At 59.3% G+C, this 15,086-nt stretch carries 12 protein-coding genes; 3 read left to right on the top strand and 9 right to left on the bottom strand.

Going from position 1 to position 15,086, the window contains the following annotated elements:
- Positions 1-35: 35 nt before the first annotated feature.
- From AC1DF8_RS12435 to AC1DF8_RS12415, 5 genes are all read right to left on the bottom strand, one after another.
- Positions 36-2,009 (bottom strand): primary-amine oxidase, encoded by a 1,974-nt coding sequence (locus AC1DF8_RS12435; protein ID WP_478153764.1) that lies wholly within the window; start codon positions 2,007-2,009, stop codon positions 36-38.
- A 104-nt stretch (positions 2,010-2,113) separates the two neighbouring features.
- Positions 2,114-3,151, bottom strand: coding sequence for an extracellular solute-binding protein (locus AC1DF8_RS12430; protein ID WP_478153763.1), 1,038 nt, complete (start codon positions 3,149-3,151; stop codon positions 2,114-2,116).
- Between the two features lie 14 nt (positions 3,152-3,165).
- Positions 3,166-3,978: an ABC transporter permease gene (locus tag AC1DF8_RS12425; RefSeq protein ID WP_478153762.1), complete on the bottom strand. Its 813-nt coding sequence runs from the start codon at positions 3,976-3,978 to the stop codon at positions 3,166-3,168.
- Positions 3,975-4,844 (bottom strand): ABC transporter permease, encoded by an 870-nt coding sequence (locus AC1DF8_RS12420; protein WP_478153761.1) that lies wholly within the window; start codon positions 4,842-4,844, stop codon positions 3,975-3,977. Before AC1DF8_RS12420 ends, AC1DF8_RS12425 begins: the two co-directional genes overlap by 4 nt.
- An 11-nt stretch (positions 4,845-4,855) precedes the next feature.
- Complete coding sequence (locus AC1DF8_RS12415; protein ID WP_478153760.1) at positions 4,856-5,857, bottom strand: ABC transporter ATP-binding protein; 1,002 nt, start codon at positions 5,855-5,857, stop codon at positions 4,856-4,858.
- A gap of 519 nt (positions 5,858-6,376) precedes the next feature.
- On the opposite strand from AC1DF8_RS12415, the gene AC1DF8_RS12410 reads away from it, so the two are divergent.
- Both AC1DF8_RS12410 and AC1DF8_RS12405 read left to right on the top strand, forming a co-directional pair.
- Positions 6,377-7,660: an ROK family transcriptional regulator gene (locus AC1DF8_RS12410; protein WP_478153759.1), complete on the top strand. Its 1,284-nt coding sequence runs from the start codon at positions 6,377-6,379 to the stop codon at positions 7,658-7,660.
- 203 nt (positions 7,661-7,863) lie between these two features.
- Positions 7,864-8,025 carry a hypothetical protein gene (locus AC1DF8_RS12405; RefSeq protein WP_162735774.1) on the top strand — a complete coding sequence of 54 codons (162 nt, stop codon included), beginning with the start codon at positions 7,864-7,866 and terminating at the stop codon, positions 8,023-8,025.
- A 46-nt stretch (positions 8,026-8,071) separates the two neighbouring features.
- On the opposite strand, the gene AC1DF8_RS12400 is transcribed toward AC1DF8_RS12405, so the two are convergent.
- The 4 genes from AC1DF8_RS12400 to AC1DF8_RS12385 all read right to left on the bottom strand — a co-directional run bounded on the left by AC1DF8_RS12400 (position 8,072) and on the right by AC1DF8_RS12385 (position 13,226).
- Complete coding sequence (locus AC1DF8_RS12400; protein ID WP_113212792.1) at positions 8,072-9,322, bottom strand: carbohydrate porin; 1,251 nt, start codon at positions 9,320-9,322, stop codon at positions 8,072-8,074.
- A 644-nt stretch (positions 9,323-9,966) separates the two neighbouring features.
- On the bottom strand, positions 9,967-11,190 hold the full coding sequence (locus AC1DF8_RS12395) for a chloride channel protein (protein ID WP_478153758.1): 1,224 nt from the start codon (positions 11,188-11,190) through the stop codon (positions 9,967-9,969).
- Positions 11,191-11,439: 249 nt separating this feature from the next.
- The gene (locus AC1DF8_RS12390; RefSeq protein WP_113015123.1) at positions 11,440-11,766 is read right to left on the bottom strand and encodes a hypothetical protein; all 327 of its coding nucleotides are present in this window, start codon (positions 11,764-11,766) and stop codon (positions 11,440-11,442) included.
- Between the two features lie 818 nt (positions 11,767-12,584).
- Positions 12,585-13,226, bottom strand: coding sequence for a glutathione S-transferase family protein (locus AC1DF8_RS12385; RefSeq protein WP_478153757.1), 642 nt, complete (start codon positions 13,224-13,226; stop codon positions 12,585-12,587).
- Positions 13,227-13,513: 287 nt separating this feature from the next.
- Here AC1DF8_RS12385 and zwf point away from each other — a divergent pair, with 287 nt between their 5' ends.
- Positions 13,514-14,983 carry a glucose-6-phosphate dehydrogenase gene (zwf, locus tag AC1DF8_RS12380; protein WP_112542621.1) on the top strand — a complete coding sequence of 490 codons (1,470 nt, stop codon included), beginning with the start codon at positions 13,514-13,516 and terminating at the stop codon, positions 14,981-14,983.
- The last annotated feature ends 103 nt before the right edge of the window (positions 14,984-15,086 follow it).

Genomic DNA, 15,086 nt, shown 5'->3' with positions numbered 1-15,086 from the left:
GACCGGCGGCGGATACCGCCGGTCCTCGAATAGGCTCAGCAGCAGCAGCTTCCCCCGCCCTGCCCCGCCAGCACGCTCGCCTTGTTGACGACGGGCGGCAGATTGTTCGAGGGATTGACCTCGAAGAAGCCTGCCGGGGCCAGGGAGAAGCCGCAGGAAATGCAGGGCTGAACCGGGAAATCTTCCGCACGCACAACGTGGTGCAGGCCGAAACTGTGCCAGAGCACGATGTCGGTATTCTCGACATTGCGGTCCTGTTTCACGAGTTCGGCAAGACCATCGCTGCCGTCGGAATTGGCGACGAATTCGCCCCCCGGATAGCGCTCGTTCTCGTTGAACGGCGTCACCCAGATATGATTGCGGATGAAATTGGAGCGGATACCCGACGGGCCGTCCTCCTGGATCATCGGTGTGACGCAGTTCGGCGCATGCAGCTTGTAGGCTACCGGCTTGCCGACATGGTTGAGCTTATTGGGATTGATCACTTTCCAGCTGCGATGAGTGGAAAGATCAGCCCGCCGCGCCGCAGCAAGCTCAGTCTTCAAGACCGTGTCGACGGCATGGAACGCGTTTCCATAGGGATTGCTCTCACTATAGGGCTCCATATAGGAATTGGTTTCGACGACGCTGTTGCCGCTACCATCGACCGCCATATCCAGCCGGGCGCAGAAAATATGCTGGTGGATCGGCGCGCCGAGGCCGGGCTGGATTTCTGTCGAATATTTGTCCGGCTGGCCGGGATGGCAGGCATTGGTGTTGACGATGCCCGTCGCCTTCATCTCGAATTCGATCTCGCCAGCCTGATCGAGATACCAGTATTGGGCATATTCATAATTGCCGACGGTGCAGATGCTGGAGATGACGAGCTTGCGACCGCGATGAAGGACCGTGCGGCCAGTGCGGAAATCCCAATGTTTCCAGAGAATGCCTGCGTCCTCCTCGTGAATGCAGACCGCCTTCTCGATAGTGACGACCTCGCCGTTGAGGCCATTCACGTGCGCGTCGAGATACTGGATCTGACCGAGGCAGTCGCAACCGAGGCGAAGCGAATTGGTGAGCTTGCCGAAGCCATATTCACCGACGTCGAAAATATTCTGCCGGGCGTGACCATAGAGCGGCGATCCATAGGGAACGACGAGTTCGGCCACCGCGGCGCGGCGCACGACCGAGCGTCCGTCATAGCGGATATCGTGAAGCACCAGCCCCTCGCGCGGCGTAAAGCCGATGGCAAGCGTCCACTTGTCCCAGGAGATCGCATGATCCTTGATGGTGAAGCTCACACCGTCGGGCTGGACGACGTCGAGCGGCTTCAGGGGTGCGGCTGGAGCCGGCAGGAATTCCGGATCGTAATCATAGCGCGTCATCGGGATCGGCGGGTGATCCGGATAATCGTCGACACGCAGAACCTCGCCGGTCTTCACATCGATGACGGCATTCAGCCCTTCGATCGGATGGGCGTAATAATTGCCGAACTCATGGACGCGCAGCCAAGAGAAGGTATGCGAGATCAGCCGGCTCTCCTCATCCTCGTGACCGAAATTGCCGCCCGACCAGGAATCGACGATGACGCCGGTCATGTCGGCGATGCCACGCTTGCGGCAGGCTTCGATGAAGCGCGGATCGTTCTTGACGTTGACCTCCACGCTCATCATCTGCTCGACCATGAAGCCTGCGCGCGCGGTCGGAAAATGCTTGCGGCGGATGATCGCCTTGTCAGCAATCGAGACGATCAGTTGCCAGACGCCGCGCACCTCGAGATGGTTGACGTTGACGCGGGCCTCGCGCGGCAGCGGCGCGCCATCGAGATAGGCACGATATTCGGCCGGCGTCGGCTCGCGCAGGTCGATGTTTTCGAAGAGAACGCCAGGGCCAAGCTCGGGATCCGCCTTCACGGTCGCGACAACCACATTGATCTCATCGGGGCTCAACGGTTTCAGCGCCTGCAGATGCTCCGGCGGCGGCGGTGCGGCGGCGGGTTTCAGGCTGGCGGGATTGACGGTCTCATTCATCGTTCTGTCCTCGAATTCATGGCCCGGAGGCACTGCCTCCGGCGGTCTCAGGCGGGAAGTGGCGGGCCTCCGCGGCCCGCTCCTGTCGTGAACATCAGCGCCGGTTACTGGCGCAGCGTCGTCCAGATGCGATCATAGGCACGGGTCGCCTTTTCCTCGCAGGCTGGCGCAAAGACGATCTTCAAATCCTCCGGCGGATTGAACTCCGGCGATTCGCCCGTTTCCTTCGGCAGGAACTTGTCGGAGCCGGTTACCGCGCTCTGATAGCCGGTCGACTTCTGCTGCAGGGCAATGTTTTCAGGATCCATCAGGAAGTTCAGGAACTTCTTGGCGTTCTCGACATTTGGCGCGCCCTTCGGCACGGCGACATTGTCCATCCAGCCGATAACGCCCTCCTTCGGGAACACATATTTGACCGTCGGCTTCTGCAGCCGCGAGGCAAGCGCCTTGCCCGACCATTGCTCATGCATCACCGTCTCACCCGATACCTGCCGCTCGGTCGTGCCGTCAGAATTATAGACCTTCACGAAAGGCTTCTGCGCTTCGAGCAGCGCATTGACGGCCTTAAGATCGGCCGGATTGCTGTTGCATTGGTCCTTGCCGAGATAGAGGAGCGCAAGCGACATGACTTCGGATGGCGAGCCGAACATGCCGATCTTGCCCTTCAGGTCATCGGAAGGTTCAAACAACGCCTTCAGGCTGTCGGTCGGCCCCTTGTAGGTGGCGGTATCGACGGAATAGGACGTCGTCCCCCAGACCCAGGGCACGGTGAATTCGGCCTCCGGATCCCAGGGGCGCTTCTGCCACTTCGGATCGAGATTCCTAAAGTTCGGCATTGCGGCCACGTCGACCTTCTCGAACAGGCCCTGCTTGACGAAGATCGGCACGAAGTCGTTGGAAATGATCATCACGTCGTAACCAGCAGCCCCCGAGCTTATCTTGGCGAGCGCCGTCTCGTTGGAGTCATAGGTGTCGATTGTCACCTTGATGCCGGTTTCGGCCTCGAACTTCTTGACCATCTCTTCGGACGTGTAATCCGTCCAGTTGTAGATATGCAGGACGCCGGCGTCAGCGCGGGCGATAGCCGGTGCGACGATGGCAAGCAGACTGGCTGTGGCCAGCATCCTCTTTGCGTTTTTCATGTTCACCCTCTTCATTATGATTGTTTGTTGTTCTGGCTGTTTCGCCCAAGCAGCAGCGCGCCGGTGACGAGCACGAGCGAGATGCCGAGCAGGATTGTTGAGATGGCATTGACCTCCGGCGTCACACCGAGGCGCATCATGCCGTAGACATAGACGGGCAGCGTGGTCGATCCGGCGCCCGACACCATCAGGCTGATCAGGAAGTCATCCAGCGAGACGACGAAGGCCATCAGGGCGCCGGCGAAGATTGCCGGCAGCAGCAGCGGAAGGGTGACATACCGGAACAGCTGCCATTCGCTGGCATAGAGATCGCGCGCCGCCTCTTCGAGACGCGTGCCGAGATCGCGCAATCGCGCCTGGATCGGCAGCAGGGCGAAGGGAATACAAAAGACCGTATGGGCGATGATGAGATTCAAAAGCCCGTTGGTCATGCCGAGCGCCGAAAAGAAGATCAGCGTCATGATCGCGACGATGATTTCGGGAACGATCAGGGGGAGCGCGATCAAGGAGGTAACTAGACCGCGCCTCCCCTTCAGGTCACCGCGCTCGAGGGCGATAGCCCCGGCCGTTGCAATCACTGTGGAGGCGATTGTCGCGGCAATGGCGATGATGATGCTGTTGAAGGCGGCACGCCTGATATCCTCGTTGGCCGCCACCTCGCCGAACCAGCGCAGGCTGAAGCCGGACCAGACGGTCACTAGTTGATTGGCATTGAAGGCGTAGACGACAAGGATAACCAGCGGCAGATAGAGAAAGACCAGGATGACGGTAGTAAAAGCACCGAGGCCCGGTGTGTGGCGCCAGTCGAACGGTCGCGACGCTCTCATAGCCGTGCCTCCTCGGCTTTTTTCGAGCGGCTGACGAAGATTGCCAGAACGGCAATCGTCACCAGGATCGAAAGTGCGGCGCCAAACGGCCAGTTGCGCGAGGAGGTAAACTGCATCTGCACCAGGCTGCCGATCAGGAGCTTCTTGCCGCCGCCGAGCAAATCGGGCGCGAGGAAGGAGCCGAGTGAGGGCGCAAAGACGAGGCTTGCGCCGACGAGTGCCCCGGGTCTTGCAAGCGGCCAGATGACGCGGGCAAAGACCGCGCCCCTGTTGGCATAGAGATCGTAGGCAGCCTCGATCAGGCGCGGATCGATACGTTCAAGGGTCGAATAGATCGGCAGGACCATGAAGGGCAGGAACGTGTAGACAAGCCCGAGCAGGATGGAGGCGTCATTGTAGAGCAGCGGCAATGGCGTCGAGATCACGCCCGCCGCCTTCAGGAGCCCGTTCGCCAATCCTTCGTCGCGCAGGATCAGAACCCAACAATAGGTTCTGATCAGCGTATTGATCCAGAACGGCAGGGTGACCAGAAAAAGCAGTGTGCGGCGGCGGTTCTCATCCTGGCAGACAAGATACCAGGCGACAGGAAATCCGAGGATCAGGCAGATCGCCGTCGTCAGACCGGCCAGGTAAACCGAACGCAGGATGATGATGACGTAGCTCCAGGAAAAGACGAGCGTGTCGTCGAAATCCCGCTGGAACAGGAATTGGACATAGGCGTCCGCCGTCAACGGCATATCGACGCCCCCATAGGGATTGGCGGTCATGAAGGAATAGGCGACGGCAACCAGGAGCGGCACGACCATGAAGATGCCGATCACCAGGACCGCGGGGGCTGCGAGCGTCAGGGTGCGCTGGCTATTCATTCCACCCTCCCCTAATTCGCCAGATGCCGTTCGGCATCGCTTGGCCAATCGAGGATGACGGCCTGGCCGGCATCGAGGCCGGAGACGGACTGACGGCACCGGCTTCGCAGGCGCTCGCCGTTGTCGAGCGTGATCTCGTAGAGCGTATCCAGACCAAGATAGGTGATGGAGGTGATCGTGCCGCGGATCTTGCCGGGCGAGCCGCTCGCCAGCATCGAAAGCGCGATCCGCTCCGGCCGCACGGCAACCATGATATCGCTGCCATGACCGACGGCCGCCCCCGGCAACACATTCGATTCGCCGATGAAGTCTGCAACGAAACGGCTTTTCGGGTTGTCGTAGATTTCCCGTGGCGCCCCCATCTGCAGGACACGACCCGCCGACATGACGGCGATACGGTCGGACATGGCGAGCGCTTCCTCCTGGTCATGCGTCACCAGGATGAAGGTGATGCCCGTCTCCTGTTGCAGCCGCTTCAGCTCACCCTGCATCTCCCGGCGCAATTTGAGATCGAGAGCGCTCAACGGCTCATCGAGAAGCAGGACCTTCGGGCGAGGCGCGAGCGCGCGGGCCAGAGCCACGCGCTGCTGCTGTCCACCAGACAATTGCCGCGGCAAGCGCGAGGCCATGCTTTCGAGCCGCACGAGCCTCAACGCTTCGGCGACACGGGCCTGGCGATCGGATTTCGCTACCTTCTGCATCTGCAGCCCGAATGCGACGTTTTCGGCCACCGTCATGTGCGGGAAAAGCGCATAACTCTGGAAAACTGTGTTCACCGGGCGCTTTTGTGGAGGCAATGCCGAGCTGTCCGCCCCCTCGATCAACACCTTTCCGGCGCTCGGAAGCTCGAAGCCGGCGATAATTCGCAAAAGTGTTGTTTTACCGCAGCCGGAAGGCCCAAGCAGCGTGAAGAATTCGCGGTCACGAATATGCATGGACACGTCGTCCAGAGCCGTGAATGCCTCCGCCCCTTTCGCGAGGAATGACTTGGAGACGTTTTCGATGCTGATCATCGCTTGCAAATGGCCTTTCATCGCCGCCAAATAACTAATTAGTTACAAGCTATCAGCGGAAAATTTGCATTGTCAAGTTGAGTATTTGACTTTTATTTTCGGCTCCATCGTTGCCCAGAACGCATGCATAAAAGACCAGATAGTTGGATTAAATATCTGATATAAATCATCATTTTTCACATCTTTTATCGCAAGCGATAACGCTCACCGCCCGCCTATCCACAACCACAAATAATCAATCGCCAACTTCGCGAGAAGACGGCGTTCGAGTGAGGCGTAGCGATCGTGCGGCAGGATCTACCCGCCTGTCAGATTCGACTTCATAGACATCATCCCGGTTCTTCGTTCACCCTGAATGCCCCTGAAAGCGCCTTGTGTACGGTCGGTTGCCCCAACTCTTCGGGCACAATCAGAGGGAAAGCGAGGCTTCATTCTCGCCTCCGCAAACGAAAAGATAACACAACACTTTTTATTTAAAAGGATTTTGATAAAGATCGGGCTGATGATAAGAATGCGCCCATGAATCTGCGCCTTGACCGCGAAGGCGTGCTGCCCGGCACGAACCTCCTACAGACCCGCACGCTCAACCGACGGGCCGTTTTCGATGCCGTGCGCCGCAGCGGACCGATTACCCGCACCGAGCTGGCGCAGTCGATCGGCCTGACTGTTCAGGCGATTTCCAACATTGCCGCCGAGCTTGAAGAGGCTGGCCTCATCCGGCAGGAAGGCAAGCGCTCGGGTCAGCGCGGTCAGCCGGCGGTCGAGCTGTCTCTCAATCCGAAGGGCGGGTACACCATTGGGCTCAGCCTCGCCTATCAGCGCATCACCGGCCTGCTCGTCGACCTGACCGGTACCGTGGTGGCGAGTGAAACACGGCCCTTGCCCGAGCGTGATCCGGCAACCACGGCCGATGTTCTCGGCGAACTCGCGCTGCGCCTGCTGGCGGCCGGTGATATTGAACGCCAGAACGTATGGGGCATCGGCTGCAGCGTGCCCGGAACGGTCGAGAATGGCACGTTCTGGTACGACAAGGTTCAGGAAGGGGATGACTGGACGAAGTTTCCGCTGACCGCGCGCCTGGAAGACCTGACGGGTATCAAGACCTTTGTGGAAAATGATGCCACAGTTGCCGCGATCGGCGAGCGGCACTACGGAATTGGGCGATCGGTCCGCTCCTTCTTCTACCTTCATTTCAACCTGGGCATCGGCGGCGGCCTCGTTCTCGATGGCCAGCACTACCGTGGTGCCTTCGGCGGGGCCGGTGAGATCGGCCACCTGATCGTCAAGCCGGGCGGCAGGTTGTGCGCCTGCGGAAGCCGTGGCTGCCTGGAGCAATATGTTTCCTTCTACGCGGCAGCTGAGACCATCTGCGGTCCGACCCGAACGCCGGATGAGGTTTCGTCAGAAGAACTCGTGGCCTGCATGCTGGACGATGATCCGCGATTGACCGTCTGGCTGCGCGAGGCGGCGCACTACCTGCGTATTGCCATCCGCAATATAGAAGCCATGTTCGACCCGGATACCGTGGTCATTGGCGGTGGCTTGCCGGCCGAGATATTGGACCGGCTCATCGACGCAACTTCACCGCTTCTGCCTGCCATGATTCACCGACATGCAAGCCCGCATCCCCGATTGATGCGCGCCGAACACAGCTCGGAGCTTCCGGCTCTGGGGGCAGCGGCGTTACCGATCGCCATCGCTCTGCAACCCGGCGTCTCTGCCGTCAACGCGACCACTTCCTCTCCGGCGGGGATTGACAATCCTGCCCTGCTGACGCTCGGCATCGATCTCGGCCGGCGGTGAAATCTCGTCACCCGCCTGGACGCTTGTCGAACACCCTACTCGGCTGGGGTCCCAAGTGTCGTTGAGCTGTTCCGCGACGGAAGCATCACGCTTCTTTCGCCCCCGGGGCACGCGCCCGGAAGCCAATCTCTGACGGTTCATCCGGAGAACACCGAATACGTGATCCTCTCCGGCGACGTGATCCACCTGGGAGACAACTTCGAATGCGACATCATTCCGAAGCCGATGTGGACAAGTCAGAGTCCTTCGCCTCCATGGAGCGCGTCATAGCATTCATGACGAAATCCCGTGCAGAGCTCTTCATCAACCACGACAAGCAACAGACAGGCACGTCGAAGCTCCTGCCGGACTACTACGATTGGTGAGCCAAGGGCCCTGTAACCTGCGCTGGGCAGTGGTACCGCCGCCGAACTAGAAGGTGGCGGCGGTTTTCAGGCCGAACACGTAGACGTCGTCGTTCTCGCTCGTTCCGCCGGGATGGTGGATATATTGCAGATTGGGGCGGACGAGCAGGCCGTTCGTCGGTCGATATGTGTAATACAGCTCGGCAGCGTATTCGGATCCACCCGGATTATTGGGAGCGAACGCACGACTGTTGACGTGCGTCGTGCCTACGGCAAGGCCGATATCATCCTCGGGACGGGAATCGAACAATCCCTTGTAGACAAGCCCTGCAGCGACCTGATGGTCGGTGACAGATGTCCGCTTGTCTGCAAAGACCGCATTCAGAAAGAGACTGAGGTTTTCGCTTACCTGCTGCTGGAAGGTCAGGTACGCACCGTAGCGGCCCCGGTGCTGTTGCGCGGGAAGCCCGGTCAGTTCGAAAGGATCACCGTTGATGTCCCGGGAAACGTCATCGGCACTCGAGGTGTCATACCAGGCACCAACCTTGTAGCTGCCCGGCAGGGCACCGTTCGCGAACTGAGGAAGCCAGCCGATCTCGACGGGTATCAACGCACCGGTCGAGTGGCTGAAGAAGACGGGCAGCACCTGATCGTCTACCCCGAGATATTTGGGGTTAACGTCATACACGCCCACCTGGAAGTAACCGAAACCGTTGATATTGATCTTGGCGCGCGTCGCCCACTGGCTGATGGGCCAATTGAAGATGTAGTTACCGACAAGATTCCCGAGATCGGATCCACAGAACGTGAGATTTTGAAAGTCGCAGGGGAATGCTGCAAAGTCCTCGTTCACTGGAATTCGCCCGATCTTCCAATCGATAAGACCGTTCGCGAACTGCTGCTCGTACCAGAAGTCCGTCAGCCGGATGGTCTGACCGCGCCCAAAGACTTCCTGAACTTGCTGGAGGGTGCCGAGAAGTGCGTCATCACTCAGGTTGCGCCCGGTACGCTGCGTCAGCGTCACTTGGAACTTTGCATCCGGGACGCCAAGCAACCTATCGAGGTCGAAGGTCACTCCGGCGGTATACTGGTCGGCATACCTGGCCTTGGTTTCTATGCCTCCGCCCGGATTGACGGCAAACTCCCCGACGTAGCCAAACTGAAAATCGATGCCCCGGTCGCGAAGGTCGGTGCGAGCGCCATTCCAGTCGCCGAACAGCCACTGTTCGGGCTCGCTGGCAACCGCCTTGGGCTGAGAAGCTGGAGGAATCGCGTCTCCAGCGTGCGCGAGGGAAGAACCGTCCAATGCAATGAGCATGATAGCCGCTCCCACCGTCCTTGCATGACGCACTTCGATATCCTCCGATTAGACACGCGTCCCCTCAGCCTTGCGAGGTCGCGACTGAAAACAAAATTTGCGTCCCGATTCGGGGCGGGTCGATTTTACAATGGTGTCGCTTAACGCAGCCGATGGGCTTGGTCGAGCATTTTACGAAGGTGCTTGGGCTCTTCACGCCTGCCTGGAACAGACCTAATAGTTGGCGGCCTCCAGTGCACCGTCAGCCGCGACTGACTTGCCGGAATTGTACAAGGATTCGCTGCTTGCGATCAAATGTCTTTGGCCACATTCCACATCGGAGTGTGGCCGACGGGATAGAAGACGGCGTCGAAGTCGTCGGGAGGGGCGTCTTCGAGCAGTCTTGTCGTCGCGAAGATCTCCTGGGCGGCGGGATCCTTCTTGATTCCTGAATGTCAGTCCGAACACGAGCGGCTTGGAATGCCGCAGATAGTGGCGGGACGCCTCCAGCAGGAGAGACTGGGTGGCCCCTATGATCCAGCCAACCCCATGCTTATACGATTCGGTACATTGCAAATCAGGGGCCTGGCGGCGTGCAGGTGGCAGGACATGATGATGGGCGGTGGCTATGGAACGCAGCAAAGATCTTCGCCTCGTCTCCCACGTCAACGTGAGGGATATCTCCCAATCGCATATTGAACTGCCGATGCTCCGAGAACTCCAATGGCGATCGGAACATACAAAGTCGCGGGCGCAGCAGTGAATTCAACGGCAATCAACATGGCCGTGAGGGGCATGGCCATGGAGCATGATAGGAAAGCGGCGGCGCCTACGAGCGCGACGGCCCCAAGGTCGATATTGGGAAGCCATTGGTTCCAGAAGGCCCCTATCATTATGGCGAGAAGAGCTCCTATCGAGAGCCCAGGGGTTAAAAGGCCGCCTCTGGCTCCGGCTCGCAGGACTATCGTGACGCTCAATAATTTGGCGAGAACGAGGGGCGCCGCGAGGCCAAGCGTCAGATTGTCGGTGAACGCGAGCTCTGCAAGTCCTTTGCCGTTGCCAAGCAATTGCGGAAATATCATCGATAGAGCGCCGACAATCACAAATGCGATCAAGGAGCCGGCCACCTGCCGGAGGCCAGTCGCTGCGCGAGCCGAACAGCCGCTAGTCCACCGCCTGAAGAAAACGCCTGCTCCACCGACCAGTGGGCCGACGATAAGGCTGATCAATAACAAGCAGCCATTCGATGTGAAATAAGGTATCGGATATTGCACTTCGTTACCCAGACCCAGCCGGGAAACATATGCCGCAACGAAGCAGCTCAGCAGCGCTGCCACGACGATCTTTAGCTCAACACGTCTGAGAAGCACCTCCATGACGAAGATGATAGCTGCCAGCGGGACGTTGTAGACCGCGGCCAGACCTGCACCTGAACCACAGGCCACCAGGATGCGCAGTTCGTCAGCAGGAGCGCCGAAAAGCGCGCAGATCCTTTGTGCGAGAAGAGCGCCGTATTCCCTTGGTGCAACTTCTCTCCCGAGCGGTGACCCCAGTGCTACGGTCACGATCTGGAGAAGGCCGTGGACGAGGGTTTCACCGACGGGCATCGGCCGTAGTGCCTTGCCCACGGCTGCGGTCACCGAAACCAAAGGGCGTCCGTATTTGGCAAGGACTGGCCAACCCACCCCCGCAACCAGCCCGCATATGCCGAGCATGGTCAGCCGTCGAAAGGGAGATGCGTTCGACACGCCTTGAAGGAAGCTCTCGGGACTGATGACGGCTTGCAGACTGTATCCATAGGCGAGATGCTGTATCCAATGCAGGATCAGGGCCAGTGACAGGCCTCCGATCCCGGCAGCGATACCGGTGAGAATTGCGAGCGCGCCCATTCGCAGGGCGGCCTCGGCATCTGGTCTGCCGAAGGAAGGCCACCGCCGTATATGGTCGTCACCCGTGGCCACACTCTCTCGTGGTGCATGAGACATGACGAGATGCCTTGGTCCGTTTCCCAGAATTCCTCTGGCTGGCTTCGTCTTGATGYCGCCGCAAATCTTTCGGTCAGGCATGGAAAAACAGTCACTTGAAACAAGGCGGGACGAGTTATCGCCCTTTCTCAAGTGCTTCGCTCTCGGTTACGTCTACTGGCAGACGCGAACACTCTCGTTGTGCCAGCCGCCGTCGTAGGAATTCGGAACCTGTCGATTTTCGTACCAGCAACGCGGCGCTGGCTGCGGATCAATGTAACGGGGACCGTTGTTAGCGCCCGCGATCGCGCCACCAAGCAGACCTCCGATCACACCAGCGGCAATTCCTCCCGCTATCGCTGCGCCGTTGCCGTGGTGATGATGCCATTGCGGTTGATCGTCATAGTAGGGCCGGCGCCATTCCTGCGCCGATGCCGGTAAGGCGGAAGCGACGAGGGTGATAACAAGCGCGGCAGCGGCCGCAGCGCGAAAGGTGGGCATCGTGACTACTCCACAGGTTGGCGACACTCGATCGCCAAAGCGGACTAAAAGGGTCTGACTTCATGCGATCGAGTTTTCAATGGAGAGAGGTTACGTCGTACCTATCGCGGGCGCATCTATACCCTCGTGTAGAAGTCGTTTCCCATAGGTATAGCTCGCATCCGAAGAGGCACCCGGCGACGACACGACGAGCGCGGGGAGGATGGGAGGCAAGGGGATGCTACCTCACGCGAACGACCTACACGTACGTATGGAAAGCTTAAACCTAGTCGTAATTTGCAACGAAAGCGGATTGAGCGAAGGTTTGGGCAGTTAGGCCCCATACGCCCTCAAAAACGAGCTTCTAATGGTCATCCAGCACTCCTCGTACGTTATTAACGACGGAACAGTCCCGAGAACCGGCGTGAGAAAATTCTTACGCGCTGCAAATTCGAACGAGAGGCGCGTGCATCTAGACTATCCGGTCCAGGCCGCGGCTGCTCCTTCGTCACGCCTCGATAGCGATCTTTGTATTCCGGCAGCCGTCATGGCGGTCTCCTTTACTTCGATTACGCTCGTTCTTCTCGCGCTAGCGCCCGTTGCAACGAGGGCAATCGAATATATGGTTTCCAGCGGATTTGGAGGCTGACGGAGTTCTGTAGGCACGGCAGCCGCGATTATTAGTGGCGTCAAATCGCCGATGCCTGGCTGACCACACCTTGCTCGAGCACTTGTCGTCGCAAGGCGGTTAATTTGCGCTCTATCGCCTTGGTGAAGTTTGATTTCAGTGACATGCAGATCCTCAAGACCGATCTTGCACTTCAGCGAGAGTCACGGGGTCAACGTGGCGCATAAGCGTATCGCCCGCCCTTTTCCAATGCCCTGCGATAGGCGGGGCGATCATGGATCCGTTTCAGCCAGTCCGCGGTCGCAGGGCGAGGCGTCACTTTGCCTGCCCTCTTCGCTGCTGTCTCCAGGGGAAAGCTCATCATGACATCTGCCGCAGTCAACGTCTCGCCTGCAAACCACTGGCGCGAGGAGAGCTCGCTTTCGACGTAATCGAGGTGGACGTCGAGCATCGGCCGGATCCTCTTCGCTCCCAGTCTGCCGAGGAGCGGAACCTTCGAAAGGACGAGGAGAGCGAGCAAGACTGGCATGACCGATCCCTCGGCATAATGCATGAACTGTCTGTATCGGCGGACATCTTCCGGATCTGCCGAAGGGCCGAGACGTCCAGCAGACTTGTCTACCAGATATTGGCAAATTGCTCCGGTCTCGACCAGGATCGTTCGATTTTCGTCGTCGCCGATATCCTCGACGATGGGCGACTTGCCGAGAGGATGGATGCGTTTCAGCGCATCCGGAGCCGTCATGTCGGGATTCCGTTTATAGAAACGGATCTGGTAATCGAGGCCGAGCTCCTCCAGCATCCAGAGAACGCGTTGCGATCGGCTGTTGTTTAGGTGATGGACGACGAGCACGGGTGTCTCCGCTGCGATATATCGAGGGCGCCTCAATTAACCTTCGACCGCTCCCGCGGTTCCAGAGCCGCGGGCGACTAACCGAAAACACGCTCGGTAAAGCCTCTAGGACGCGGCACTTCGCGACGGTAATGCCGCCCCCTTGCTCCGCCACGCGATCCATGCCTCTATTCAACCTCAGAGGGGTGAGCTTCAACGTCATGGCATCACGCACGAAGATAGCCGCTTCGCGGCAGCGCGGAGCTGGGGTCGACCTCCATCCCCAAGGGACAACCGAAGACTTGAGGATGGGTGTTTTGCGCAAGAATTCAACTCGGGTTGGCCCCGGCTATCCGCAGGTCGTTGTGCTCGTCGGCGCAACGGGCGATCTCTCAAGGCGCAAGCTATTGACCGGGCTGTTCCACCTTACGAACGCGGGTTTCATTCCAGGGTGCCGTATTATCGGCGTCTCGCTCGACGATATCGATGCAGATGCCTTTCGGACCATCGCCCGTGACTCGCTGGACAAGTTCTTGACCCGCAAGTTCTCGCAGTCCGAATGGGAAGCGTTTGCCGCATCGCTCGACTACGTCCCCCTCGCTGCCGGCGCCAATGCTCTCAAGGCAGCGGTCGACAGGGCCGAGGAAGCACTGGGCGCCGAGACGCGGCGCGTGCATTATTTATCCGTGCCACCAAGCGCCGCCCTTCCGGCCGTGCAACTCCTCGCCCAGGCTGGGCTGACCGAACGCTCCCGTATCATCATGGAAAAACCCTTCGGCACGGACCTTGCCAGTGCCGTTGAACTGAACAAGAAGCTGCACGAAGTGTTCGACGAGAAGCAGATATTCCGCATCGACCATTTCCTCGGCAAGGAACCGGCCCAAAACATTCTGGCCTTCCGATTTGCCAATGGCCTGTTCGAACCAATCTGGAACCGCAACTTCATCGACCATGTGCAGATCGACGTTCCGGAGACGCTCGGCCTTTCCACCCGCGCCGCCTTTTACGAGACCACCGGCGCCTATCGTGACATGGTGGTGACCCACCTCTTCCAAATCCTCGCCTTCATGGCGATGGAGCCGCCCACTGCCCTTGAGCCTGCACCAATCTCGGAAGAGAAGAACAAGGTGTTCCGCTCCATGTTGCCGATCGAGCCGCGCGACGTGGTGCGCGGTCAATACATTGGCTACCGCAAGGAGCCTGGCGTCGATTCCGAAAGCGACACTGACACATTCATCGCCCTGAAATGCGCCATCGATAACTGGCGCTGGGCTGGCGTGCCCTTCTACCTGCGTACCGGCAAGCGCATGGCCGAGGGGCAGCGCATTATTTCGATCGCATTCCGCGAGCCCCCGAAATCGATGTTCCCTGCGGGCTCTGGCGTAGGGGCACAAGGCCCCGACCACCTTACCTTCGACCTTGCTGATGCCTCCAAGGTCTCGCTTTCCTTCTACGGCAAACGCCCTGGACCAGGCTTCCGGCTCGACAAGCTCTCGCTGCAATTCGCCATGAGCGAAACCGGCCTGATTGGCGAAGTTCTGGAGGCCTATGAACGTCTGATCCTCGACGCGATGCGCGGTGACCACACGCTGTTCACGACAGCCGAGGGCATTGAGCGGCTGTGGGAGGTTTCCCAACCTCTCCTCGACAACCCGCCGCCCGTACGCCTCTACGACCAGGGCGGCTGGGGGCCGAAGTCGATCCACCAACTCATTGCCCCGCACGCTTGGCGCCTACCGTTCGAGCGCGCCTGGAGGGATGCAGCAAAGCGTGATTGACGGTCAGTTGTCGGATCGACGCCGGCGACCAGAATGGCGCCGACAAATTGTGAAAATCCCAATACAATGACGTTGCCAGAGATGTGCAAGAAACCGAGCGTCG

It is taken from the genome of Rhizobium sp. 05N49 (assembly GCF_056396805.1).
This window is presented reverse-complemented; position numbering and strand designations above follow the sequence as displayed.